Origin of the sequence: Streptomyces sp. NPDC090106 (assembly GCF_044747265.1) — a bacterium.
Taxonomy (GTDB): Bacteria; Actinomycetota; Actinomycetes; order Streptomycetales; family Streptomycetaceae; genus Streptomyces.
This window is the reverse complement of the sequence record NZ_JBIVDS010000002.1, coordinates 67,982-93,512: the sequence shown is the minus strand read 5'-3', so window position 1 is coordinate 93,512 and position 25,531 is coordinate 67,982. Positions and strand designations below refer to the sequence as shown.

At 69.0% G+C, this 25,531-nt stretch carries 15 protein-coding genes; 10 read left to right on the top strand and 5 right to left on the bottom strand.

The features are described 5' to 3' along the window. Positions 1 to 24 precede the first annotated feature (24 nt). From ACIPSE_RS05840 to ACIPSE_RS05825, 4 genes are read left to right on the top strand one after another with little or no spacing between them, the layout of a single operon-like run. Positions 25 to 2,961 carry a Z1 domain-containing protein gene (locus ACIPSE_RS05840; protein WP_401657847.1) on the top strand — a complete coding sequence of 979 codons (2,937 nt, stop codon included), beginning with the start codon at positions 25 to 27 and terminating at the stop codon, positions 2,959 to 2,961. A gap of 54 nt (positions 2,962 to 3,015) precedes the next feature. After that, the gene (locus ACIPSE_RS05835; protein WP_401657845.1) at positions 3,016 to 3,417 is read left to right on the top strand and encodes a very short patch repair endonuclease; all 402 of its coding nucleotides are present in this window, start codon (positions 3,016 to 3,018) and stop codon (positions 3,415 to 3,417) included. Further along, a complete protein-coding gene (locus tag ACIPSE_RS05830) occupies positions 3,414 to 4,391 on the top strand; it encodes a DNA cytosine methyltransferase (RefSeq protein WP_401657843.1) in 978 nt (325 codons plus the stop codon). Before ACIPSE_RS05835 ends, ACIPSE_RS05830 begins: the two co-directional genes overlap by 4 nt. Before the next feature lie 28 nt (positions 4,392 to 4,419). Then, complete coding sequence (locus ACIPSE_RS05825) at positions 4,420 to 5,814, top strand: DNA cytosine methyltransferase (RefSeq protein WP_401657841.1); 1,395 nt, start codon at positions 4,420 to 4,422, stop codon at positions 5,812 to 5,814. On the opposite strand, the gene ACIPSE_RS05820 is transcribed toward ACIPSE_RS05825, so the two are convergent. The 3 genes from ACIPSE_RS05820 to ACIPSE_RS05810 are packed head-to-tail and all read right to left on the bottom strand — an operon-like array spanning position 5,789 to position 9,802. Further along, positions 5,789 to 6,667 (bottom strand): DUF6339 family protein, encoded by an 879-nt coding sequence (locus ACIPSE_RS05820; RefSeq protein WP_401657839.1) that lies wholly within the window; start codon positions 6,665 to 6,667, stop codon positions 5,789 to 5,791. The two genes, ACIPSE_RS05825 and ACIPSE_RS05820, sit on opposite strands and share 26 nt — an antisense overlap. Continuing rightward, positions 6,664 to 7,659 carry a hypothetical protein gene (locus ACIPSE_RS05815; protein ID WP_401657837.1) on the bottom strand — a complete coding sequence of 332 codons (996 nt, stop codon included), beginning with the start codon at positions 7,657 to 7,659 and terminating at the stop codon, positions 6,664 to 6,666. Before ACIPSE_RS05815 ends, ACIPSE_RS05820 begins: the two co-directional genes overlap by 4 nt. A 4-nt stretch (positions 7,660 to 7,663) precedes the next feature. Further along, on the bottom strand, positions 7,664 to 9,802 hold the full coding sequence (locus tag ACIPSE_RS05810; protein ID WP_401657835.1) for a helix-turn-helix domain-containing protein: 2,139 nt from the start codon (positions 9,800 to 9,802) through the stop codon (positions 7,664 to 7,666). 500 nt (positions 9,803 to 10,302) lie between these two features. Here ACIPSE_RS05810 and ACIPSE_RS05805 point away from each other — a divergent pair, with 500 nt between their 5' ends. From ACIPSE_RS05805 to drmB, 5 genes are all read left to right on the top strand, one after another. Continuing rightward, complete coding sequence (locus ACIPSE_RS05805) at positions 10,303 to 10,512, top strand: hypothetical protein (protein WP_401657833.1); 210 nt, start codon at positions 10,303 to 10,305, stop codon at positions 10,510 to 10,512. Between the two features lie 185 nt (positions 10,513 to 10,697). Then, on the top strand, positions 10,698 to 15,464 hold the full coding sequence (locus ACIPSE_RS05800; protein WP_401657831.1) for a DEAD/DEAH box helicase: 4,767 nt from the start codon (positions 10,698 to 10,700) through the stop codon (positions 15,462 to 15,464). Continuing rightward, positions 15,461 to 17,365, top strand: coding sequence for a UvrD-helicase domain-containing protein (locus ACIPSE_RS05795; protein ID WP_401657829.1), 1,905 nt, complete (start codon positions 15,461 to 15,463; stop codon positions 17,363 to 17,365). Before ACIPSE_RS05800 ends, ACIPSE_RS05795 begins: the two co-directional genes overlap by 4 nt. Next, positions 17,362 to 20,604: a helicase-related protein gene (locus ACIPSE_RS05790; protein ID WP_401657827.1), complete on the top strand. Its 3,243-nt coding sequence runs from the start codon at positions 17,362 to 17,364 to the stop codon at positions 20,602 to 20,604. Before ACIPSE_RS05795 ends, ACIPSE_RS05790 begins: the two co-directional genes overlap by 4 nt. Further along, the gene (gene drmB, locus ACIPSE_RS05785; RefSeq protein ID WP_401657825.1) at positions 20,601 to 22,466 is read left to right on the top strand and encodes a DrmB family protein; all 1,866 of its coding nucleotides are present in this window, start codon (positions 20,601 to 20,603) and stop codon (positions 22,464 to 22,466) included. The genes ACIPSE_RS05790 and drmB overlap by 4 nt, the downstream gene beginning before the upstream one ends. A 29-nt stretch (positions 22,467 to 22,495) precedes the next feature. On the opposite strand, the gene ACIPSE_RS05780 is transcribed toward drmB, so the two are convergent. Further along, on the bottom strand, positions 22,496 to 24,250 hold the full coding sequence (locus ACIPSE_RS05780) for an RIP homotypic interaction motif-containing protein (RefSeq protein WP_401657823.1): 1,755 nt from the start codon (positions 24,248 to 24,250) through the stop codon (positions 22,496 to 22,498). Continuing rightward, complete coding sequence (locus ACIPSE_RS05775) at positions 24,247 to 24,675, bottom strand: hypothetical protein (protein ID WP_401657821.1); 429 nt, start codon at positions 24,673 to 24,675, stop codon at positions 24,247 to 24,249. Before ACIPSE_RS05775 ends, ACIPSE_RS05780 begins: the two co-directional genes overlap by 4 nt. A 222-nt stretch (positions 24,676 to 24,897) precedes the next feature. Here ACIPSE_RS05775 and ACIPSE_RS05770 point away from each other — a divergent pair, with 222 nt between their 5' ends. After that, complete coding sequence (locus ACIPSE_RS05770; RefSeq protein ID WP_401657819.1) at positions 24,898 to 25,395, top strand: peptidylprolyl isomerase; 498 nt, start codon at positions 24,898 to 24,900, stop codon at positions 25,393 to 25,395. Positions 25,396 to 25,531: the final 136 nt, after the last annotated feature.

Genomic DNA, 25,531 nt, shown 5'->3' with positions numbered 1-25,531 from the left:
GTCAGTCCGCTGATTGAGGCCCGCATGAGTGACACCCCGGCCGACGTTCTCCTGGAGATCCACGCCTCCGCCCTCGCCGGGATGGCCGGCAGCCCCAAGCATTTCGAGCGCTGGGCCGCGCTGGCCGCCGACGAGGACCATCCGGACGCCGATCTGAGCGAAGCACGCTTCCACGCGAGTCTGGCCGGCGGGGACGACGCGCTCACCGCACTCTGGAGCCGGCACCTGACCGCTTGGGACTTCGCCGAGGAACCCCACTGGGCGACGGGCACCCGAGCGCGCACCGACGAACGACGGACGGCCGTGTACGACCGTCTCCGGTTCGGCAGCGACCTGCGCAAGGCTCTGGACCACTCCGTCCCCGTGGCGAAGATCCCCGGCCCCACCGTGATCACCCGCGAGTTCACCCCCTGGTACACCCCGGAGCGCGTGCTCGCCCGCTCCTTCTACTGGACGTCGTACGAGGGCAAGCTCCGCGCCAAGGGCTGGCCCGAAGCGGCGATCGCCAGTCTGGACGAGGCCAGTCGGGCCGTCGTGGAACGCCTCACCGACCCCGAGCAGTCGGCGGTCCGGCAGGCCAAGGGACTGGTCGTGGGCTACGTCCAGTCGGGCAAAACGGCGAACTTCACGGGCGTGGTCGCCAAGGCGATCGACGCCGGCTACCGCCTCGTCGTCGTGCTCGGCGGAACCCTCAACCTCCTGCGCGCACAGACCCAACGCCGCCTGGACATGGAACTGATCGGCCAGGAGAACATCCTGCGCGGCGCGGACCTCACCGACCTGGACTCCCTCGTCGGCATCGACTACGTCAGCGACGACGACGCGGACTGGCCCGACTTCGTCCGGCACGGCGGGCGCCCCTCCGCCCTGGGCGCCTTCGACATCGAGCGACTGACGACCCGGGACGACGACTACAAGAGCCTCGCACAAGGCATCCGGGCCCTGGAGTTCGACAAGCGCGAGACGACCCTCCCGCTGTACGACCCCGCGAACCTGCATCACACGGCGGCCCGGATCCTGGTCGTGAAAAAGAACAAGGCCGTCCTCACCAAGCTCGTCAAGGACCTCAAGCAGATCCACGGCCTGCTCGGCGAACTCCCCGCCCTGATCATCGACGACGAGTCCGACCAGGCTTCCGTGAACACGCTCGACCCGAAGAAGTGGGAGGCCGGTACGACCGAGCGGACCGCGATCAACGGCCTGGTCTCCCAACTCCTCACCCTCCTGCCCCGTGCGCAGTACGTGGGCTATACCGCCACACCGTTCGCGAACGTGTTCGTGGACCCGGCGGACGCGGAGGACATCTTCCCCGGCGACTTCCTGATCTCGCTCCCCCGGCCGGTGGACTACATGGGTGTGCGGGACTTCCACGACCTGGACGAGGAAGGTCCCGGGCAGGCCGAGGCGAAGCATGTACGCGGAATCCACGACTCCACCGGCGACCGGTTGCAGGAGGCGATGGACGCGTTCGTGCTCACCGGAGCCCTCAAACTCCACCGCATCGATCACGGTGTCCCCGAGGGGCCATTCCGGCACCACACCATGCTGGTGCACGAGTCGGTCAGAATGGCCGAGCACACGGCGCTCGCGCTGCGGATCAGCTCCATGTGGCACAACACGGCGTACAAGTCGGCGGAGGGCCACGCCCGTCTCGCGGCCCTCTTCGAGCAAGACTTCCGCGCATACACCGACGAGACCCTGCCCTGCCCGACGACGTACGAGGATCTGCGGCCGTACGTCTCCCGTGCCCATCAGCTGATCTCCAAGGGCGGCTCCCCCGTGATCGTCGTCAACGGGGACAGCGAACGGGACTACGAGCAGCCCGACCTGGACTTCGACCGCACCCCTCACGTCTGGAAGATTCTCGTCGGGGGCGCCAAGCTCTCGCGCGGCTTCACGGTCGAGGGGCTGACGATCACGTACTACCGCCGTACGACCCAGCAGGCCGACACCCTGATGCAGATGGGTCGGTGGTTCGGTTTCCGGCGCGGCTACCGGGATCTCGTACGCCTGTACATCGGACGGGAGGAAAGCCTCGGGCGGGGCCGCAACGCCAAGAAGGTCGATCTGTACGACGCCTTCGAGGCCGTCTGCCGGGACGAGGAACTCTTCCGCGACGAACTGGCCCGCTACGCTCCGACGGTGGACGGCCGGCCGCAGGTGACGCCCGCCCAGATCCCTCCGTTGGTGGCCCAGCATCTGTCGTGGTTGAAACCCTCGGCGCGCAACAAGATGTTCAACGCCGAGTTGGTGGAGGTCCGTTCGCCGGGAACGTGGGTGGAGCCGCCCGCCCACCCTGAGGCTCCCGCCGATCTGGCCCACAACGTCGAGATGTGGGAGCCCGTGCTGGCCGCGCTGGAGAGCACCCAGGTCCGGCTGTCGGTCGGCGACGAGGCCGGGTACCGGGCACGGGTGGGGATCGTCTCCCACGAGGAGTTGACGCAGACGCTCTGCGACTTGCGTTGGTCCGTCCCCAGTCGCTTCTCACCCCATCTGGAGTTCCTGTTGCGGGCGGGCGGCCGGTCCGGGGCGATCGACGACTGGTTCGTGATCTCACCCCTGCTGGCCACCGGCGCCCGCGAGGTCAGCGTCCTGGGGCACGGCCCGTTCACACCTGTCCGGCGTGGCCGCCGGCGTGGCTCGCTGTTCGGTGTGATCAGCGATCCCAAGCACCGTGCCGCCGCCGAGCGGATCGCGGGCGCCGTCAAGACACCCGCGTGCCCGGTGATCGAGGAGAACATCCGTCCGCGGCGCGGCGCCCTCGTGCTCTACCCGGTGGTGGAGTCCGACCCACGAATCACCGCCGACGGGGCGATCGATCCGCGCGACCTGGTCATGGCCTTCTCCTTCGTCGCCCCGCGATCGTCCGTGGCACCCGGTGATTCGCTCGTCCGGTTCCGCGCGATCGACTCGGGCCGGCAGGATGCGGTGGTCATCGACCGAGACGACGTAGGTCCCTGAGGCGCGACAGCATTGAACGCTCCGACACCCTCCTCGCCGGCTGTTTCGGCACGCATGTCCCGACAGGCCAGCAAGAACACCGCCGCCGAACTGGCCGTACGACGGCTGCTGCACGCCGCGGGGCTGCGGTACCGGGTGGAGTACCCGGTGCCCGGCATGGCCCGGCGCCGCCTCGACCTGGCCTTCACCCGGGTGAAGGTGGCCGTCCTGATCGACGGGTGTTTCTGGCACGGGTGCCCTGTGCACGCGACACAGCCGAAGTCCAACGCCGAGTGGTGGCGCCAGAAGCTGGACCGGAACATGGCACGCGACCGGGAGACGACCGACCACTTGGTCGCGCAGGGGTGGACGGTGCTGCGGTTCTGGGAGCACGAAGCCGCGGAAGACGTGGCCACGCGGGTGGCCGCCACCGTGGAACGGCGACGTACCGAACGAACGAGGGGGAAAGAGACATGAGCGGTCTGTCTTTGGTGGACGTGTGCTCCGGGGCGGGCGGACTCGCTCTCGGGCTCGAACAGGCGGGGTTCGAGCCGCGTCTGCTCCTGGACGACGACGAGGTGGCGGTCGGCACCCTGCGGGCGAACAGGCCGCACTGGAACGTGCTCCGGTCGGACCTCGTGGACTTCGATCCGGCGGAGCACCCCACGAGCCAGGACGTGGATCTCCTGTCGGCCGGCCTCCCGCGCGTCAGATCGAGCGCGACCGTGGGGCGAGCCGATTCGCGATCCGAGGAGCGGCTGTTGAAGGCCACGATCTACCTCGTCCACGCGATCAGCCCGAGAGCCGTCCTCATCGAGAACGTCCCGGGCCTCGCCCACTCGGACGAGTACCAGGAGTTCCGCGAGTTCGCCCGAGCCGAACTGGCCCATCTGGGATACGAGTTCACCTGGCTGGTCGTCAACGCCGTCGACTTCGGTGTGCCGCAGAACCGCAAGCAGGGCGTGCTGGTGGCCATGAAGCGGGAGGGGGCCGGGGTGTTCACCCCACCGACGGCCACCGTCCAGGAGCCGACGACGGTCGGCATGGCGCTGGGCGGTTCCATGGCCTCCCACGGCTGGACGGACGCCGCCCGGTGGAGCGCGCAGGCCGACCGCCCCGCCCCGACGCTGGTCGGAGGCTCGCGCAATCGCGGCGGCGCGGATCTCGGACCGACCGGGGCCAAGAACACCTGGGCGACGATGGGCGTGAACGCGCACACCGTCGGCGACGCGATCCCCGGTCCCGATTTCGACTGGAACCCCGACATCGGCCGCGACGGCATGGTGAAGATCACAGTCGAGCAGGCGGCCCTCCTCCAGGGGTTCCCCGAGACCTGGGAGATCACCGGCCGCAAGACCGCCCGCTACCGCCAGGTCGGACAGGCGACACCGCCTCCCGTCGGGCGGGCGCTGGGGCATGCGCTCGCGGCGGCGCTGAACGGGGGAGGATGATCTTCACGGCCGGCTACACTTCCGCATCATGACCAGCACGGCGTCCCAGCACTCCATCCTCGACAAGCCCTACGTCCTGGACCTCTTCGCGGGACCCGGGGGCCTGGACGTCGCAGGGCACGCCCTGGACCTCCCCAGTATCGGTATCGAGTGGGACAGGAGCGCGTGCCTCACGCGGTACGCGGCCGGGCTGGACACCTTGCACGCCGACGTGAGCGCGGTACGTCGGGACGCGTTCGAGTCCCTGCCGCCGGAGATCAACGTGCTCGCCGGTGGCCCGCCGTGCCAGACGTACTCCGTGGCGGGCAAGGGGTCCGGGCGCCAGGCCCTGGACGAGGTGAAGACGTTCATCGAACGCCTGACGGCGGGTGACTCCGACGAGGCCGTCGACAGGGATCTGAGCGCCCTGCCCGACCCGCGGACCGCGATGGTGCTGGAGCCCCTCCGCTACGCGATCCAGGCGACCAGGAGCCCCAACAGGGACGGGCGCCCCTACGACGTGATCGTCCTGGAGCAGGTCCCGGCGGTCGTCGCGCTCTGGGAGCACTACGCCACGGTGCTGAAGAGAACGGGGCTGCCCGACGGCACGAAGTACGACGTCGCCGTCGGCGTCCTGTCCACCGAGACCTACGGGGTGCCCCAGACACGGACGCGGGCGGTGCTGATCGCCCGGCGGGAAGGACTCGGTGAACCGCCTTCCCTCCCGGCCGCCACCCATCGCGCCTACGAGGCCAAGGCCTGGAACCGACGCGAGTTGGCGGCCCAGGTCCGGCAACCGATGCTCGGCGAGGAGATCGAGGAGCCCCAGGAGACGGACGACTCGACCCTGCTGCCCTGGCGGTCGATGGGCGATGTGCTGGAGGAGCCCGTGGGGACGCACCCGGGGCGGGCCGTCCCCTTCCTGGTCCGTTCCAACTACGGCAGTTCCGGCAATCCCGGCCGACGCGGGGTGCGCGGGGATCGACAGCCCGCCACCACCGTCACCGGCCGGATCTCGCGCTTCGTGGTCTTCGAGCACCTGAACGAGATCGTCCTGCGCGAGGGTGCTCGGTTCAGCATGAACGAGGCGGGGATGCTGCAGAGCTTCCCACCGGACTATCCGTGGTCCGGCACCGCGCAGGCCCAGCAGGTGGGCAACGCGGTGCCTCCCCTGTTCGGTACGCATCTGCTGAGTGCCGCGCTCGGCCTTGCGGCACCGGACGCCGATGTACTGCGCAAGCCCTGGCAGGCGGCCACCGAGAGCCAGCGGTCCAAGTTGCGCGGCCACGGCTGCGGGGCCTCCGACGCCTGCACCGACCGGTGCCCTCGGCCGGAGGACCAGGACCCTGCCGGGTCCAAGCCGCCGGCCTCGACCGCGAGCAGGGCCGTCGGCGGGCCACGACGTCCGGACACGCTCGTCAGTCCGCGTTCTTCCTCCCTCTGACCGGCGCGGTCTCGAACAGTTCCGCGAAGTAGGCGGTGAGAGCGGCCACGGACCCCTCCGGCGCGGGGTCCTCGTCGGGTCCCTGGGGGAGGCCGTACCGGCTCACCGGATCGGCGGACTCGGCTCCCGCGACCCAATCCCGTATGCGGGCCGGGTCCTTGGGTTCGTCCGGTCCGATGGCGTCGTAGGTCAGGGTCGCACCCGCCGTACTGATCGCGACGCAGAGCCCGTTGATCTCGCGACCCGTTGTGATCCGCCCGCCCTTCAGCAGCCGAATGACAGCCTGGGCCGTGGGGCGGTGGTCGATCAGGTCCAGTCGGAGGACGGTGTGGACGAGATCCTGGTTGCCGCAGGCGGTCTCGACCGGCTCGTAGTCCGGGCCGTTCCGGAAGAGTTCCGCAGCCCACCACAGGCGGGAGAAGCACTGCCGGTCCGCCGGGCCCCTGAAACGCTCGGGGGCGACACGCCTCTCCGGCTTGCCGGGCGTCGCAGCCGAGAGGTGCCGCCAGACCACGTAGTCAGGGGCGATCGCGAGAGCCAGATGGTTCCACAGGCGCTTGTCCGCGGCTTCCCGCCTGGTCAGTCGCAACGTGGCGTGGAGCCTGGGGGCGAGCCACGCGTCGGCCCTCGTGCGATCCTCCCGGAACTCGAACATGGCGTCCTCGACGAGTTCGCGGAGTGGCTCGGCCACCCACCTGGCGTCGTCCTCGGACAGCGGCTCGACGGCCTTCGCCAGGTCGACACCGCCGTGCACCTGCTCGCCGGCGATCAGCTGGTCGGTGAGGAAGGGGTCCATGGCCGAGGCGGGAAGCAGCCCGAGCCGTTCCGGTACGTGGTTCGGTCGAGTGATCATGCCTCACCTGCTCGGTTCATCTGTTCGAGGCCTCGGATCACGAACCCGAGAGCCTTGCGGGCATCGGCACGGCGGACCGCCGCGTAGTGGATCCGGGTCTGGAGTTCCGGCCAGCCGGACTCCCCGGTGCGCCGGCGGTGCACCTGTCGCAGGGCCTCCTCCACATGGATGCCCGGTACGACGTCCGGGAGCATCTCCCGAAGCACCTCACCCTGCCAGTCGGTCGGGAAGACCGGACCACCACCGGGTTCCACTTCGAGGTCGCCGACGGCGGCGTGGAACACCGCGGTCCACACGTCGGTGGCCATCTGCGCGACCAGGAGGTCGCGTACCTTGCTCTCCACTCCCGAACCACCGCTGTCCAGGAGATCCATGACGCCTTCGACGTCGGTGTTGACCCACACGGTGGGGACACGGGCAGCGGGATCGACGACCCACGGGGAGTCGGCGTACGCGCGGAGCCAGTCCCGGGCGCTCTTCTGGAACGAAGCCTTCTGGACCTCCAGTCGGAGCCCGCGGACGGGTTCGTCGGAGAGTGTGTCGACGATCCAGCTCCGGTCGGTCTCCGCGATGGCCCGCCCGATCACACCGTCCACGGTTCCCACTGCGTGGACGGCCAGTGAGGCCCGTCCCGCGTGATCGTCCCTGACTACCTCCAGCACGCCGGACCAGTCCCGACCGTCCTGCGTGTCCCGGCCGAGGCGCACGGAGGTCCGGACGTTGGTCTCGCCGTCGGTCAGTACGGCGAGCACCTGGAGGTCGGACCATGCCGCGTCCGGCGCGTCCGCTCCGGGGGGCAGGGTCGCCGAGAGTCCGACGGCGGCGCTCACCCAGTCGTCGTGGCCCGCGACGCCGAGCGCGACGGTCTGCTGCTGGGTGGAGTACGCGGTGGTCTCCAGCTGGTCGCGGCTGCCGTCGGGCAGCTTGATCGCGACCGAGGTGACCCTGAGCGAGATCGGCCGGTTGAGCCGCTTGTAGGGGTAGATCTTCACGGTGTCATTCCCCCTTGCCGGCCCGGAGTTCGACGACGAGTCGGGTGAGCGCGGTTTTCACCGGGTGGCTGGTGACGTCGGTGGCCCCCCGGAATGTCGCGCGACGGGTTCCCGGTGGGAAGTGCAGGACCCCGTCCTGAACCTCGCAGCCTTCGACGGCGACGAGTTCGGCCCAGTCGAGGCGAGGGCGCCCGCCCGACCGCACGTCCAGTTGGGCGACCGGCACCATCGGGACGATCTCGTCGCCCCTGGGGACGGTCACCTCGGCGGTGATCTGCCACTCACCGGCCTCACCGACCGTCGCGTCCAAGGCGTCCAGCACCGGGACGACCGGCCCGGTCGGCACCTTGGCCTTGGGTTTGGCGCGCACGGTCAGCGCCTTGCGAAGGGCTTCGCCACCTTCGGCCTTCGTACGCCGAGGGCGGGCCACGATCTCCCTGACCGCACTGTTGACCTCGTGCGTCAACGTGTTGATCCGGCGGTACGCGGACGGCGACCAGCGCAGGGACAGCTCCTCGGTCTGGCCCCAGCGGTCGTGCTCGGGCGGTTCCGCCGCGCGCAGGAACTCCTCGGCCTCCTTCGCGAAGGGAACCGACTCGCCGGCGGCCTCACCCACCAGGAGAACGGCCTGGAAGGGGTTGGTGCCGACCGGCAGGCGCGACACACCGGCCCTCTTGACCGTCATGCGGTTACCGCGCAGGGAGTGGACCTGGTCCTTGTCCCCGTCCTTGTCACCCATGGCCTCCGTGACCAGCAGAACCGCCTGGTGCGTGCCCAGCGTCCCGAAGGCGCCTCCGGACAGGGGCAGCTTCAGGGGCACGGTGCGTGCCGCGACCTGGCCGGCCTCGGTGAGCCGGTCGACGGTGGCGCCCTCGTAGTACGCCCTCAGGGCCCGGGTGCGGGAGGGCTGTTCACGAGTGGGATCGACCTGTTCCTCGGCGACGACGACATCGCCGTTGCGAAGGGAGCGGACCGAGACCTCCAGCAAGGGAAGCCGGTTGCCGCCGCCCGTCATCGCCGCCCAGAAGTCCCGTCCCAACGCGGCGACCAGACGGCCGTGCATCTTTTCGAGATCGCGCGTGTCCTCATGATCGTCGTCCTGCCCGTCGTCTTCGGACTCGCTGTCGGACACGAGGCTGGCGATGTCGTGCGCCCCTACGACCAGGAACGAGGTACCGGGCTCGTCGTTGTCGCGCGCGAGGTGCAGGCGGTCCACGATCTCCTCGTCCGCCCACCAGGAACGGACGACCTCGGCCCCGGGCGAATCCGGATCCGGTCGGCCGAACCATGCCGGGCCCGCGTACGCTCGACCGTCGACCTGTCGCCAGGGCAGTTCGAGGCGGCCGACGACCCGCCGCTCGGTGCGTCCCTCGTGCGGCACCGACAGCGTGGAGTTGATGAGCACGAGCCCCAGAGCGCTCGTGGCCCAGAGCGTCGCCTTGCCCAGACCGTAGGAACCGCCTGCGCCATGGCTCGACTTGAGGCTCTCCAGTTGGCGTCTGACCACCGCGGCGAACCTTCCGTCCCCGTAGTCGTCGCCGGTGAGACCGGAGGCGTTGTAGTCGTCGATCCTGAGAAGGAGCAGCCGCCCCTTCTCATACATGTCACGCACTCCGGCGTCCACGACCCGGCCGACCTTCTGGTTTCCCGCGCCCTCGGAGACGGCGGAGTAGTGCGGGAACAGGTCGTTCCAGAGGATCGCCTCGCGGAAGGCGTCGAGCGTCTTCCCGGTCAGCTCGTGCAGGGTGTAGCGGACCCTGACCGGCCTGCCGTTCTCGGTGAGACGTTCGTCGAGGCTGTTCTGGCAGGTCTCCCGGGCGAGCACCTGGACGTCGGCGTCGAAGGCGAACGCCGCGGCGTTGCCGAGGTCCCGGCCGCCGTCGGGGTAGCCCGGGCGGTGGTACCAGGTGATCGGAAGTCCGGCCTGGGTGTCGGTGGTGCGGGTGTGCACCGTGCCGAGGTCCGTGCCGAGCGCCTTGGCGATGTCGGCCATGACGGTGGGGCGGGGCGTCGACCTGCCGGTGATCCACGCCGAGACGGCGGCGCGTGTCAGTTGCAGCTCCTCGGCCAGTTCGGCCTGCGTCCTGCCCGCGAGTTTGAGCTGCCGGGCCAACCAGGGCCCGAACTCCTCACCTGTCTCCACGTGCCATCTGCTCCCTCCTCGAAGCCGCAGGCGGTCGCCTGGGGTGAAGAGGAGGCTAATTTGACACGGAGGAGCGTGTCAACTGATGGTTGATCCGTGCGGGGCGCCATCTACGCCTTACCCACCGGATTCAATTGTTCGAATATTGCCCGAATTGCCTCCGATTCCACCCTTTCGGAAGACCCTTGACAGTCGGCCACCCAGACCGATAAGTTTGGACTCGGCGGATTTTCCGTCCCGTTCAGCCTCCCACGAAGAGGCCGGTCGGACCGTAGGGAGAGCTCTGCCCATCCTCGGAATTCTCACATCGGAACAGCATCGATAATTGCCGCTGGACAACTGTCAACCAAGGCACCGGCGGAACACCAGAGACCCCATACCGTGGTTTACTAGTAGGCATCTCCACCGAGAAAGCGACTCAACCACGGGACTTCTGCATGCCCAAATGCAACCCCGTGTCGAACTTGTACCATTTAACTCAACTTCGGGGGTTTGCGTAAATGGATGAGCAGAACGACGACGACCACCTCTTCTGCAGCCGCGACCGCAGCGCTTTCATGCTGGAGGTGAAGGTGGCAGCGGCCAAGGGAGAGGTCGCGAGCGTCATTGAGTGGTTCGGAACGACTAAGAAGTATGTCCTTGACAACTTTCCTGAACTCGCCGAGGAGGTGATCGACCTGCCCATCGACCCCGACCACCCCTCCGAGTGAAGTCTTCGCACTGAACGCGCCGTTCGGGGTCTTTGGCGTACCCTCCCTGACCTGTGACAGGAGCCGAGGGTCAGTCCCACGTCGCCGCATCACGGAAGCGCACGGGCCGGCAAGTCTTACCCGCCGGCCCCGCGCGCTCCCCCTCTTCCTTCCGGACCTTTTCCTCGACTGGAGCGTAGGAAAAAATGTCGACCTCGCCGTCCCTTTCTGTTGTTGAAACCGTTCTTGAACAGTCCATCCGTGTTCTGCAGACCTACGCCGTCGACCCCGGTCTCGTGGCCGAGCACGCCAATGGAGAACGTCGTATCACGCAAGGAGGATACGGCGACCGTCAGCTTTTCGAACTGGTGCAGAACGCGGCCGACGAGATCGCCGGCGAACCCGGTGGAAGAGTGCACGTGGTTCTCACGGAAACCCACCTGTACTGCGCGAACGAGGGAGATCCGGTCACGTCGGAGGGCGCGGAGACCATTCTCCGGATGAGCATGTCCAAAAAGCGTGGCGGCCAGATCGGGCGATTCGGTGTCGGCGTCAAGTCCGTGCTCGTGGTGAGCGACGCACCGGAATTCTTCAGCAGCACCGGAAGTTTCGGATTCGACCGCGCCTGGTCGTACGAGCAGATCCGTTCCGTCCCCGATGTGACAGCGCGATACGGACAGGAATTCGACGCACCCGTGCTGCGCATGGCCCGCCCACTGGACGTGGCAGCGGAACGGGCCGGGGACCCCGTTCTGCACGAACTTCTGGGCTGGGCGACCACCGTCGTACGCCTGCCGCTGCTCACCCGAGCGGACGACCGGTTGGGCAAGGACATGCACGGGGGGCGCGCCAAGGACCACGGCCTGCCCCGCGACGAGTTCCCGACCGGGTTCCAGCTCTTCTCCCCGCACGTCGCGACGGTCGTTCTGGAGGACCGTCGCCCGCGTCCGGTGGCTCGACGGGTCCTGACGGCGCGGCAGTCCGGCGATCTTCACACCGTGGTCGAGGAGAGGACCGGGAAGGCCACCGCCTCCGAGGAGTGGCGGGTGTTCACCACCTCCCACGAACCCGGTCCGGCCGCCCGCGCGGACGCCGGCGAACTTCACGACCGGCTCTCCCTGGACCTGTCCTGGGCCGTCCCCGCCCTGCGCAAGGACCCGGACACCGGCCTGTACGTGAACTCGCGGACCCGCGGCCGCGGCACCTTCTGGTCGTTCTTCCCCACCAAGTACGAGATGTCGTTGAGCGGCATCGTCAACGGCGCGTGGAAGACGAACGAGGACAGACAGAACCTCCTGGATTCGTCCCCCTTCAACCAGGAGATGATCGGAGTGGCGGCGGCCCTGGTCGTCGACTCGCTCCCGGCGCTCGCACCCACCGATGACCCCGGCGCCTATCTGCCCCTGCTGCCGGGTCGCACCAAGGAGACGATCAGCTGGGCCGACGACTTCCTGACCCGGAAGATCTGGGCCTGTGCCGCCGTCCGTCCGTCCCTGCCCGACCAGGACGGCGTGCTGCGCGTTCCCACCGAACTGCGTGTGCACCCTCGGCTGGACAGGGACCCGAGGAAGGTCATCGGCCTGCTCCGCAAGTGGCACGAATGCCCGGGGCGCCCCTCCGGCTGGTTGCATCCCAACGCCGAGACCGACACCACGCGCGCCGGCAAGGTCGAACACATCCTGGAGGCGGCCAGGCACGAACGGGCGGACGTCCGCACCTGGCTGGAGGCCTTGGCCGAGTCCGGCGGCGTCGAGGCCTCCAAGGTGGCGATCCGGATCGTCTCGGACATGGTCGAGACGGGGTCTGCGCACGCGGCGGAGGCCCGCAAGGCGCACATCGTGCTGACCGAGGAGCACGGGCTCGTACCGCCCGTGCCCGGTCGGGTGTTCCGGCGTGCCGACCAGGACGGGCTGCCCGAGTCCACCGTGTACGTGGTCGAGGAGCTTGGGCAGGACCCGTCGCTCGCCCACGCGCTCAACGTCCTCGGGATCCGCGAGGCCGATGTCGAGGGGCGCTTCGTCAGTGTCCTGGACCAGGGCTTCGACGGCTATCGGGGAGCCGAGTGGGAGCGGTTCTGGCAACTGTTCCGCCTGGGCGGGGTCCGTCGGTTGGGGCACAAGGTGCTGGAACGGGTGGCCTCTCCTCGATCGACCCTGCATGTGCGGACCGTCGACGGGCGGTTCCGTCCCGTCGAGGACTGCATGGTGCCCGGTCGGGTGGTCGACGCCGGTCGCGACAAGTCCGTGGCCGTGGACATGTCGTTCCACTCCGACGACGTGTCCTTCTTCTCCCAGATCGGCCTCGGCGACCGTCCCGTGACGGGGGTCCAGCCGAAGGAGGGGGAAGCCTGGTTCGACGAGTACCGCGAAGCCGTCCACGCCACCTATCTGCGCGGCCTCGACAGCCGTTCCCCTCGTCCCACGCTGAACCGGATGAAGGTGGAGGGCGCCCCGATCGGTGGCCCCCTCCACCTGTTCCGCGCACTGTCCGAGGAGTCGCGGGCCTCGTTCCTCAAGGCGCTCCCCGACGATGCCGTGGTCGACAGCTGGACCCGCCAGATCGGCGCGCAGAGCGCGACCCGACAGGCGGTCGTCTCCCCGATCCGCTGGATGCTGCGGAAGTACGGCACCGTCGTCACCTCCCAGGGGCTCAAGCCGCTGCGCGAAGCCGTCGGACCGCAACTCGCTTCCTACGGCGATGTCCTGCCGGTGGCCGAGCTCTCCGCCGAGAAGGCTCGCAAGCTGCGGCTTCCGGTGACGATCGACGAGGTTCCGGGCGACCGGTGGGAGACGCTCCTCGGCCAGCTGTCCCACAGCGAGGACGACGCGTTCGTCGGCGCCACCTACGTGATGCTGACCAGGGTCGGCGCGGACTTCCCCGAGGACTCGCTCACCCGCTGCCGGATCGGTGACACCTGGGGCACCCGACCGGACGACGAGATCACCCTCGCCGTCGGGACGGTCGAGTACCGGGCTCTGCGCGCCGAGCGGCTTCCCGCGCTGCTGATGCCGAGCGCCGCGGATGCCGAACTGATGGTCGAGAAGTGGGGAATGCTCCGCCACGCCGACGTGATCAGCAAGGAGACGAGGGAGGTCCTCGACGGCGCCCCCGTGCCGCTGGTCGAGCTGTACCCCGGTCTGCGTCCCCGCCTCGGCAGTTCGAACCGCAACAGCGTCGTGCAGCGGTGCGTCGAACTGGAGGAGATCACCCGTACGCCCAACGGCACCCGTGCCTCGCCTCTGGACGCGGTGCGTCAGGACGGTGTGGTCAAGGTGCGGGTACCCCTCGCCCCCGAGCCGATGCTGCGGCTGATCGATCGTGAACTCGGTCTGGGGCTCGGCACGAACGGTTGCCGAGCCGTGCTGGAGCACCAGGAGCAGATGGCGCGGGACAGCGCTTTGCAGGCCGCTCGCAGAGCGGTGCGCGACAACACTGACGTGGTCACGAAGATCGAGCTGCTGATCGGGGCCGAGGCGCTGCGGACGGGCCTGCCCGAAGGCCTGTTGGACGCCGAGCGGCAGGCGGGCGAAGGGGCGGAGCCGTCGGACCGCCGGATCGCACAGATGGCCTTCAACGCCCACGGTGACGGGGTGCTCCATCAGCACGCCAGGGACATCCAGGCACGGTTCCCCGACGCGCCGGTCTCCTACACCGGTTCGGCGACCGCCGTCGCCTTCGTGTCCGAGCTGCGGCTCCCGGTCTCCTTCGCGGGTTCGCGGATCCCCTCCCCGCCGTCCTTCGAGACGGTCGACGGCCCGCAGAACTTCCCGCACCTCCACGACTACCAGGAGGATCTGGTCCGCAACATCACCACCATGCTGGACCGGTTGGCGCCGCAGCGCGGCATGCTGTCCCTGCCCACCGGGGCGGGGAAGACCCGGGTCACCTGCGAGGCCGTGATCCGCTGGGTCAAGCGCGTCGGTGGCCTGAAGGGTCCGCTGCTGTGGATCGCGCAGACCGACGAGTTGTGCGAACAGGCGGTGCAGAGTTGGAAGTTCGTCTGGAACAAGGTCGGTGCCGACTGCCCGCTGGGCATCAGCAGGCTCTGGGGAGGCAACGAGGCCGGTGACGTCGTCGACCACCCTCATCTGGTGGTCGCCACGGACGCCAAGCTGGAACGCTGCCTGGGCACCGACCAGTACGCGTGGCTGCGCGAGGCCTCGCTCGTGATCGTGGACGAGGCCCACACCGCCGTCTCGAAGCGTTACACCGAGGTCCTGACCCACCTCGGCCTGACCCAGTACGAGACCGGGCGACACCTGCTCGGCCTGACCGCGACGCCGTTCCGGAACACGAACGAGGAGGAGACCCGCAGACTGGTGAGCCGCTTCGGAAACCGGCGGCTCGACGAGGGCGTCTTCCCGTCCGGTGATCCCTATCAGGACCTGCAGGAATGGGGCATGCTCGCGCAGGTCGAACATCGCACGCTGGAGGGCGGCCGGATCGAGCTGACCCGCGACGAGAAGGCACAGGCCGACCGGATGTCCGTGCTCTCGCGCGCCGCCGAGCAGCGGCTCGCGGACGACCACGCGCGCAGCCGCCGGATCGTCGACGAGGTGGCGGGGCTTCCGGAGGACTGGCCGACCCTGCTCTTCGCGACCTCCGTGGACCACGCCAAGTATCTGGCCGCCATGTTGAACGACCGGGGGATCGCGTCCGCCGCCGTGGACTCGACCACCAACATCCAGGACCGGCGACGGCGGGTGGACGACTTCCGGACCGGACGCATCCGGGTCCTCACCAACTACGGTGTCCTGACCCAGGGGTTCGACGCTCCCGCCACGCGTGTCGTGGTGGTCGCCCGCCCGGTCTACAGCACCAACCGCTACCAGCAGATGATCGGTCGCGGTCTGCGCGGACCGAAGAACGGCGGCAAGGACAGCTGTCTGATCCTGAACGTCAGCGACAACATCGCCAACTTCGACACCCAGCTCGCCTTCACCCAGTTCGAGCACCTCTGGAGCCGCGCGTGACAGACGCCTACCTCGACAGCCCCCCGCTGACCGACGAGCAGCGGGCGGTCGTCGAACAGCCCTGGGACGCAAGGGTCCTGGTCACCGCCGGGGCCGGCGCGGGAAAGACGCACACCCTGGTGCGGCGGCTCGACGCGCTGTGCGGGAACGAGGACCCGGAGTCGGCCCTGGAGGCCGCCGAGATCCTCGTCCTCACCTTCTCCCGGGCGGCGGCGCGGGAGTTGCGCGAGCGGATCTCCCGGCACGGGGCACGCGCCCAGCGGGTGCGTGCCCGGACGTTCGACGCCTGGGCCCACGAGGTGCTGCTCCAGTCGCGGCCGGACGGCGAGTGGGGGGCGGCCGGCTTCGACGAACGGATCACCGCCGCGGCATCGGCGATCGAGAAGGGCGCGTTGGAGGTCGGTGACGCGGTCCCGCCCGCGCACGTCGTCATCGACGAGGTCCAGGACCTGTTGGGGCCGCGTCGCGAGCTGGTGGAGACGCTCCTCGACCGGTACCAGGAGAGCTGCGGCTTCACTGTCGTCGGCGACGCGGCCCAGTCCGTGTACGGGTTCCAGATCGAGGATCCCGTCGAACGGGCCGACGAGACGGGCCGGTTCTTCGACTGGCTGCGCTGTTCCTACCCGGACGACCTGGTGGAACTGGGTCTCACCCGCAACTTCCGGGCCACCACGCCCGAGGCCCGGGTGGCTCTCGGGATCGGCCCGCGTCTGCAGCGGATCACCGACGCGGACGAGGCGGGAGCGCTCTACGACGACTTGCGGGACCTGCTCCTGGACCCGATGAACGCGATGGGCTCGCTCGACGACGAGTTCGTCCTGGCCGGCCTGCGGGATCTCTCCGACACCTGCGCCGTGCTCACCCGTGACAACCAGCAGGCCCTCGTGGTCTCGGAGTCGCTGCACGCCCACGGGATCGACCACCGCTTGCGTCGCCCGCTGGAGGAGCGCCCGGTGCCGTACTGGGTGGGCGAGCTGTTGCGTCGTACGGAGGCGACCGGCCTCACCGAGGATCGGTTCGTCTCCCTCCTCTCGAAGATCCCGCTGCCGTTCTCGCCGGACGCGGGCGCCCTGTGGGCGGTCCTTCGCCGGGTGGCGCGCGGAGCGGGACGGGGGGTGCTCGACGTGGACCGGCTGCGTCGCGCGGTCGCCGAGGGCAGGTTCCCCGACGAGGCGGCCGACCCGGAGACGGCACGGATCGTCGTCTCGACCGTCCACCGGGCCAAAGGACTCGAGTTCGACCGGGTGGTGGTCCTGACCCCTCCGACGGTGGCCGAACTCGGCAAGCGGTACAAGGAGGAACTGGACCTCCCCGCCGAGGCGCGTGCCCTGTACGTGGCGATGACACGCCCCCGCCAGGACCTGTACCACGTGGCACCGCCCGAGCTGCCGCTGTTCAGGAGATCCGGCAAGGGACATGGAGGCCGCCTCTACCTGGGCGGATGGCGATCGTACGACAGGTTCGGGATCGTCGGCGCGGCGGGCGACGTGTGCCAGGACGACCCTCCGGGGCATGGCACGGACGCCGCGGCCGTCCAGACGTATCTGTTGGAACGGGTCCGCCCCGGCCAGGAGGTGGTGCTGCGCAGACGCCACGACCTGCCCATGGGCGAGCGGCAGAGTCCTCCGTACGTCCTCGTGCACGACGAGCGGGAGATCGGCGAGGCCTCACGGCGGTTCCGTGAAGCGTTGTTCCAGGTGCAGAAGGTGAGCCGTACCTGGGAACCTTGGTGGCCGGACGAGATCCACGGCCTGCGGGTCGACACTCTGGAGACCGTGACGGGCAGCATCGCCGCCGGGGCCAACGCGGGACTCGGTGACCGGGGCGTGTGGATCGCCCCGCGGATCACCGGTGTCGGCCGGTACCACCGAGCCGACCGGGACGAGGAGCGGAACGCATGACGTACGGGGCAGGCCGGTACTCCGAGCACTACCGGGTGCGTGACGAGGAGCTTCTCGCGGGACTGCGCCGTGAGCTGCTCGGCCCTTCTCCGGACACGTCACCGGAGGAGCGCGAGGAGGTCCTCACCCAGGACGCGCCCATGGACCGCTATCTGACCGGCGTCCTCTATCCACGCGCCACCAAGGTGGTCAGGGACGAGAACGCCGCCGAGGTCGACGGTCCGGACACCGCTCCGGAACTGCGTCGCGAGGACACCGAGGAGTCCGGCACCGCACGGGAGGTCGCGGCTTCGGGGGATCGACGTCCCTCCTCCATGGGACTGACCTTCGCGGTCGACCTGTCCGAGTGCGACGCGATCGTGGTGTCGTCGCGCGCGGCCGTCTACGTGCCGACCGACGCCGACGGGAAGCCGATCTCGGCCGGCCGTGCGGAGGCTCGTACGACCGCCGACCAGCGTGAGCAGTGGCGTCGCGTGGAACTCGACCTCCCGGACCGCACGATCGACGTCACGACGCCCGACCGCGACAGGCGGGAGGATCTCGACGACAAGGTCCAGCTCCGGGTCAACGTCCGTCCGCGCGACGGAGGAACCGACACGGCCACGATCACGGTCACGCTGGTCAACACACAGAAGGTGGGCGAACGGGACCTCCAGGACGCCTTCGCCCTGTTCCAGTGCGCGCTGACGGTCCGGGCCGTCGACGGTGCCGGTGTCTTCGTCGAACGTCCCGCCCGGGACGCGGCGCACGACCCGGAGATGGCGACGAGCAGACTGCTGAACCGTCATGCGCCGACCTTCGCGGTCGGTCACGGCTGTGCCGCGTCCTGGGACTGGGCGCCCGCGCAGATCGGTGTGACCGAGACCGTGCGTGCCGCCGTCCCCGAGATCAGGAGCGCTTTCGTCCCCTCCGTGGAGGTGCTGCTCACCGACTCGAACCCGGAGATCGACAGTTCGGCGCTGTCCATGCTGGGGCTGGCGGAGCGGCCGGACCACGAGGTGCTGACCGCGCTGGAGAACCTCGCCGCGGGCTACGAGCTCTGGATCGATCGGAAGGCGATCGAGGCGGACGCCCTGACCGGCGGCCCGTACGAGAAGCCCTCGCTGGAGCAGATCGTGGCCTGCCGCGAAGCTCTCGGCCGGATCCGTGAGGGCATCGGACTGTTGCGGGCCGAGCCCGATCTGATGCGCGCGTTCCGGCTCGCCAACAGGGCCATGGCGGACCAACGGGCCCGCAGCGTCTGGGTGAAGAGCGGGCGCCGAGGCGTCCCCGACCCGGCTGCCGGCCGTTGGCGTCCCTTCCAGATCGCGTTCATGCTGCTGTGTCTGGCGGGGATCGAGGATCCGGAACACCACGACCGGCAGGTCTCCGACCTGCTGTGGTTCCCCACCGGTGGTGGAAAGACCGAGGCGTACCTGGGGCTGATCGCCCTCACCTCCTTCCTGCGCCGCATCAGGCGCGGTCCGCAGGGCGGCGGTGTCGTCGTCCTCATGCGCTACACACTGCGGCTGCTCACCCTCCAGCAGTTCGAGCGCGCCGCGATCCTGCTGTGCGCGATGGAGGAACTGCGCCGCCAGACACCCGAGTTGGGCGACGAGGAGTTCTCCGTCGGCATGTGGGTGGGACGTTCGGCCACTCCCAACAAGCTCGACGAGGCCGACGTCAGGCTCGCGGAGCTGCGGGCGAACCTGGACAAGCGGCTGGCCACCGAGAACCCGGTCCAACTGCACGCCTGCCCCTGGTGCGGCACCCGTCTCGACGCGCGGGACTACGAGGTCGACGAGGAAGCCCGGCGCATGCACGTCCGCTGCCCGGGGAAGGACTGCGCCTTCGGCGACGGGCTGCCCGTCCATCTGATCGACGAGGCGGTGTACGCGGCCCGTCCGACACTGGTGATCGCCACCGTCGACAAGTTCGCGTCGATGCCGTGGCGGCCGGAGACCTCCGCGCTCTTCAACCGGGACGACCCGCATGACACCACACCTCCCCCGGAGCTGATCGTCCAGGACGAACTCCATCTGATCTCCGGTCCGTTGGGGACACTCACCGGCCTGTACGAGACAGCCGTGGACGAGCTCGCCGGCCGACCCAAGGTGATCGCTTCCACCGCCACCATCCGTCGGGCGGCCGACCAGGGTCTGCACCTCTTCGACCGTCAGGTGCGGCAGTTCCCGCCCGCCGGCCTGGACGCCCGCGACTCGTGGTTCGCCGTGGAGACCTCCCGCGAGGAGAAGGCGAGCAGGCGCTACGTCGGCCTGCTGGCCCCCGGCACGAGTCAGTCCACCCTCTTGATCCGCACCTACGCGACGTTGTTGCACCGCGCCGCGCAGGCGCGGACCACCGACGAGGTCCGTGACGCGTACTGGAGTCTGGTCGGCTATTTCAACAGCCTCCGGCTGCTCTCCGCCGCCGAACTCCAGGTCCACGACGACGTGATGGCCTACCTCGAAGTCCTGGCGAACCGCGACGGCGTGGCGGCCCGACAGATCGCCAACTACTCGGAGCTGACCAGCCGCATCGACGCCAGCGAGATCCCCACCCGGTTGAAGGGCATCGAGAAGGCGCTTCCCGACGAGGACACCGTGGACGTGCTGCTCGCCACCAACATGATCGCGGTGGGTGTGGACGTGGACCGTCTCGGCCTGATGGCGGTGATGGGCCAGCCCCAGACGACCGCCGAGTACATCCAGGCCACCAGCCGGGTCGGCCGCGCCCACCCCGGCCTGGTCGCGGTCATGCTGAACTCGACCCGCTCACGCGATCGTTCGCACTACGAGAGCTTCCAGCACTACCACTCGGCGCTCTACCGCGAGGTCGAGTCCACGTCCGTCACACCGTTCTCCGCGCGCGCCCGCGACCGGGGACTGCACGCGGTGATCGTGGCGCTCGCCCGCATCCTGATCCCTGCGGCCCGCCCCAACGACGGTGCGGGCGCGATCGAGTCCTACGAGGACGTCCTGCGGGGACGCATCAAGTCGATGCTCGTGAAGCGCGCCCGCAGCGTGGCCCGGGACGAGGAACCCGCGGTGTCCCGAGCCTTCGACGATTTCGTCGACTGGTGGTGCGACGAGGCCGACATCCACAGCGGGCTGCTCTTCGAGCCTCTCCGGGGCCGTCGCACCCCGTCGCTCCTGAAGGCCTACGACGACAGGGCGGAGGACGCCGAGGCGTGGCCCACGCTGTGGAGCCTGCGTGACGTCGACGCCGAGTCCGCCCTGTTCCTGGAGGGAACCAGATGACCCCGCCGCCCGCCCGCCGTCGCCGCACCGGCGCGAACGGCGCCGCCCCCGCCCACAACCTTCCGAGGCGCGGCGCGGTCCGTCGCGCGCAGGCCATCACCACGTACGGCGTCGGGTCGCTCATCGCGGTGGACCACGAGTCCTTCGTCGTCTCGGGCCTGGACAGCGCGGAGACGAGCTGGGGGCTCGAGGAGTCCCCGCGGATCCACGAGCGCCGGTTGGAGCGACTGCTCGAGGTCGACCACTTCCGGCTGCCCCCTGCCTCGGACGACCACAGCAAGGACGGAGTGCGGGTCCGTCGCTTTCCGCTCATGCACTCCTGCCCCGAGTGCGACGAACTCCAGCGACACCGTGACTTCAACCCGCCGCCGGGTCGGAGCGTCTGCGGCACGTGCGAGGTCGACCTCGTACCGTCCCGTTTCGTGGTGGCGTGCGAGAACGGGCACCTCGGGGAGTTCCCGTACTGGCAATGGGTGCACCGCTCCACCGAACGGGGCGCCTCCGCTCCGGGACAGTGCGGCGGCAGACTCAAGCTCCGCACCTCCGGACGTACTTCGTCCCTCCGGTCGATCCTCGTCTCGTGCACCTGTGGGACCGCTCCCGAGGTCTCGATGGAAGGTTCCTTCCGTCGGAACGCGCTCAAGGACCTGGGCCTCAAGTGCTGGGGCACGCGACCTTGGCTCGGCTCCAATGCCCCGGCGCAGGAGTGCGGGTTGGCCCTGCGCACTCTCCAGCGCGGTTCCTCGGCGGTGTGGCAGCCGGTGCAGAAGTCGGCGCTCTCGATCCCGCCGTGGAGCGACAGGCGTACGGATCCTCTGGCGGAACACTGGAACGCGCTGCGCGAGTACGACGACCCCGAGCACGTGAGGATCTATCTCCAGGGCGTGTTCAAGGGGAATTGTCCCATCCCGCTGGACGAGGTGATGACCCTGCTCGCCGCCGAGCGCGAGGAGGATCCCGACAGCGAGACACCTTCCTCGTTCGACCACCGCTACCGCGCCCTGCGTGTCAAGGAGTACGAGAGTCTCCGCTCGGGCAACGACTCCAGCGAGGACTCTCGCGACGAGCAGTTCATCTGCGAGGCCCCGTCGGGCGACATCGGCCCACTCGCGCCGCTCGGTGTCACGGGCCCGATGCTCGTGAAGAAACTCCGTGTGGTTCGAGCACTGAAGGCCTTCACCCGGCTCTCCGACCCCGACTCGGCGAGCGACACCAAGGAAGTACCGCTGTCCGCCTCCCCTCTGCGCTGGCTCCCGGCCATGGAGGTACGGGGCGAGGGCCTGTTCCTGCGCCTGTCCGAGGACCGACTGGGCACCTGGGAGAAGCTCCCGACCGTCGCCGCCCGCATCGAGCGGATGCGTTCCGCCCATCAGGCGGTGCTGGACCAGCGGGCCGGCGATCTGAACCAGGCGGTGCCGTCCCCGGCCACCCCCCGCATGGTGCTGCTGCACACCCTGGCCCATGTCCTGATCAACGAGTGGAGCCTGGAGGCCGGTTACCCGGCCTCGGCGCTCCGCGAGCGCCTGTACGCCGCCGACGACATGGCAGGCGTACTCGTCTACACGGCGACCAGCGACTCCGCCGGCAGTCTGGGGGGCCTCGTCGCACAGGGTGAGCCCCACCGTCTCGACCGGACGATCCGCTCGGCCGTCCACCGCGCCGAGTGGTGCTCCTCGGACCCGCTCTGCGTGGAGACCGAGGCCTCCGGCACCAGCGGCACCAACCTGGCCGCCTGCCACGCCTGCGTGATGCTCCCGGAGACGAGCTGCGAGCACAACAACATCCTGCTGGACCGCGCGTTGCTGGTCGGCACGCCGGAGGACCCGGGGGTGGGGTTCTTCGCGGACCTGGTGGGCCCGTAGGTCCGGCGCGCGACCAGAACGTCGTTCAGCTAGATGCTCAATCCACGGCCCGACGAAGGACTTTCCGGACCCGACGGAGGCTCCGGCCTGCGGTTCGGGCTTGGCAAAGGAGGAAGCGGCCAGTGACCGTCCCCGTCTCGAGTGCTGGTGACGCTTCGCGGTACTCGGGGCGGGGATGCCGGAGGCGGCTCGTACGCGGACGGCGAGAAGGGTGTGGTGGGCGACGGAGGCCGAGACGGCGAGGGTGCGGAAGGCGGAGCAGGTGGGGCAGGCGGTTCCGAGCCACGCCGAATCCAGGCAGTAGCTCGGTCCCTCAGACGTTCGGATCCGCTCAACACACTCTTGGTCAACCTGTCGCGCCTACTGTGACCGACCACGACGGCCTTGACGTCGACGGTGGAGCACCTTTCTCCGATGCTGACTCCGTCACGGTCTCGGACGACACCGGCGCTCCGGCTTCTGACGGTGAAGGACCGATCCGGGATCGCATCGAGAGAGTTGGGCGAGTTGAGTGCGGCCCTCAGCGCGGTGTTCAGAGTCCGACCCGCTTCCTTCCACTCGTTCCTTGACCGACTGACCACAGCGTCGATCAGACAGTTCGCCACCTCCGGATGTGATTCGAGCAGGGAGAAGGTGTCGACGGTGGCCCGGCGGCAGACGTAGACGAAGTCGTTGCGCTGGCGGGAACGGTTTCCCAACTGCACTCCTTGACAGCCGTGCACGGTGATGAATCCCGGCACCGCGTCGAGTTCACGGGCGACATCGACAGTGGGAGACTCTCTGCCGGTCGGGCCGAGATCGAGCAACTCCCTTTTCACGAAACGCCATTCGCCCGCGCACAGTGCCTTGATCGCCTGGGCTCGAAGGTCGGTGTTCTCCGGGTCCATGATCAGACGAGTCAAGGCGTCGCTCACAGCTGGACGGCGCAGGACCTCGGCGAAGTCCACAGTGGGGTCCTGCAGTTCGTAGGTGTACGTGTTGAACTGCGCGTTGTCGTCGCCGATCTGGACACCGCGGCAGGCGAGGACGAGCAATGCGGGGCTCGTCGGCACCGAGCCCCCGTCAAGGCTCGACCGCTCGGGGACTACCACTGGGCCGGAAAGCCAGTCGAAGATCGGCGAATCCTCGCTGACGGTGTTCAGCGGCGGACTCGCGCGATGCGCGATCGGCGCCCCAAGACCTACGCCGTCCTCACCGGAGCCGTCATGACCGAATCCGTCGTACCGCCATGCCCTCGGAGACCACTCGATCACAGGCGGGGCATCACGATCGGACTCACCGAACCCCGGAGCCTCGTCCGGCAACTCCATCAGACCCGACTCGAACACCGGCTCGTCATCGCCATCAGGCCTGCGGGCAGCGAGGTCGTCGAGCAGCTCACTGACCTCGTGCAGGTACGCCGGCCGCCCCAGCACAGGCAGGTCGTCCGCAGGCTCGGCCCCAGGATCACCGTAGGGCGGCGCCGGTGTCGAAGCCGGAGCCGGAGCCACCTCCTCGGGGGCGGGACAGGGAGACACGGCGACCGGACGTGTCTGTCGCGTCGCCCACCGCTTTCGGCTGCGCCGGTCCCGGAGCTCGGCGATCCCCCGCACAAGTGCGCCGAACAGCGTCAGGGCGGCCACAACGGCCGCGGTCCAGGCCGCGAACACGACCACGTCCATCCCCACATCCACCAGAACACCCCCTACGGCCCCGAACGCATGCCCCGCCCCCGCAAGGACCCAAGCCCCCACTCGGTAGACGACGAGCCCGACGAGAATCCATCCCAAGAACCGCACAGTCATGCCTCCTCAGGGATCACCGAGGAAGAGGAGGGCGCGGCGTTGTAGATGTTCCGCACGTTCGTACCGTCACCGATAGCCGCGACCTGACTTTCGCTGATGCTGATGTTCCAGACCGTGCCGCCCTGCGCTCCCGTCACGGTCGGCTTCTGCGAGTGCCGTCGCACCTCGGCGGCCAGTGACCGCAGTTCCTCGTCCTCTCCGGCCTGGACGGCTTCCAACAGGCGGCGCAGTTCGGGAGCCACTGGATCCGACGCGGAGTCGTCCCTCTTCCGTTGGGCCGCGACCGCGCTGTCCAACTCGCCCGGCTGTGCGCCGAGCCGACGCAGGCGTTCGTACATGTCGCGCACCGCCGCGGAGGCGCTGTCGTGCACTCCGGCGGCCGCCCCGGCGGCCAGCGCCGTAGCGATCAAGGCGAGAACTTCCACGATCCCCCCTAAAGCGCGTACTGAATGAAAACAAGGTCATACCTCACGCAATGATCCCTAATCCCTCCGAAGGCCAACACGGGAAGCGGGTGACAGGCGGGTGCAGAGGGATCCCCCCAGGGCCGCTGCCGCAGCCGTCACGCTGTCGCCCGCCCTCCTCGCCCCACCACGAGAAACCGGCCGATTGCGTCTCACGAGAGGTCGGGGTGCAGGATGGGTTCCATGACAACCAAGGTCTACTTCGACATCACCATCGACGACGAGCCCGCCGGGCGGATCAACTTCAACCTCTTCGAGGACGTCGTCCCGAAGACCGCGGAGAACTTCCGTGCCCTGGCCACGGGCGAGAAGGGCTACGGCTACGCCGGGTCCTCGTTCCACCGGGTCATCCCGGAGTTCATGCTGCAGGGCGGCGACTTCACCGCCGGCAACGGCACCGGTGGCAAGAGCATCTACGGCGAGAAGTTCGCCGACGAGAACTTCAAGCTGAAGCACGACCGTCCGGGTCTGCTGTCCATGGCGAACGCCGGTCCGAACACCAACGGCTCGCAGTTCTTCATCACCACGGTCGTGACGAGCTGGCTGAACGGCAAGCACGTCGTGTTCGGCGAGGTCGCCGACGAGACCAGCATGGCCCTGGTGAAGAAGATCGAGTCCCTCGGCTCGGGCAGCGGCTCGACGCGGGCGAAGATCACGATCTCCGAGTCCGGTCAGCTCTGACCCTCCCCGCTCTCCACGCTTTCCGCGTGAACGGCCGGTACGCGTCCGCGCGTCCCGGCCGTTCGCGTGTCCCGCGCCCGCGCGGCCACCCTCTTCGACGGGAAGCCGGAACTGTGGGCTCCGTCATGGTCGTACC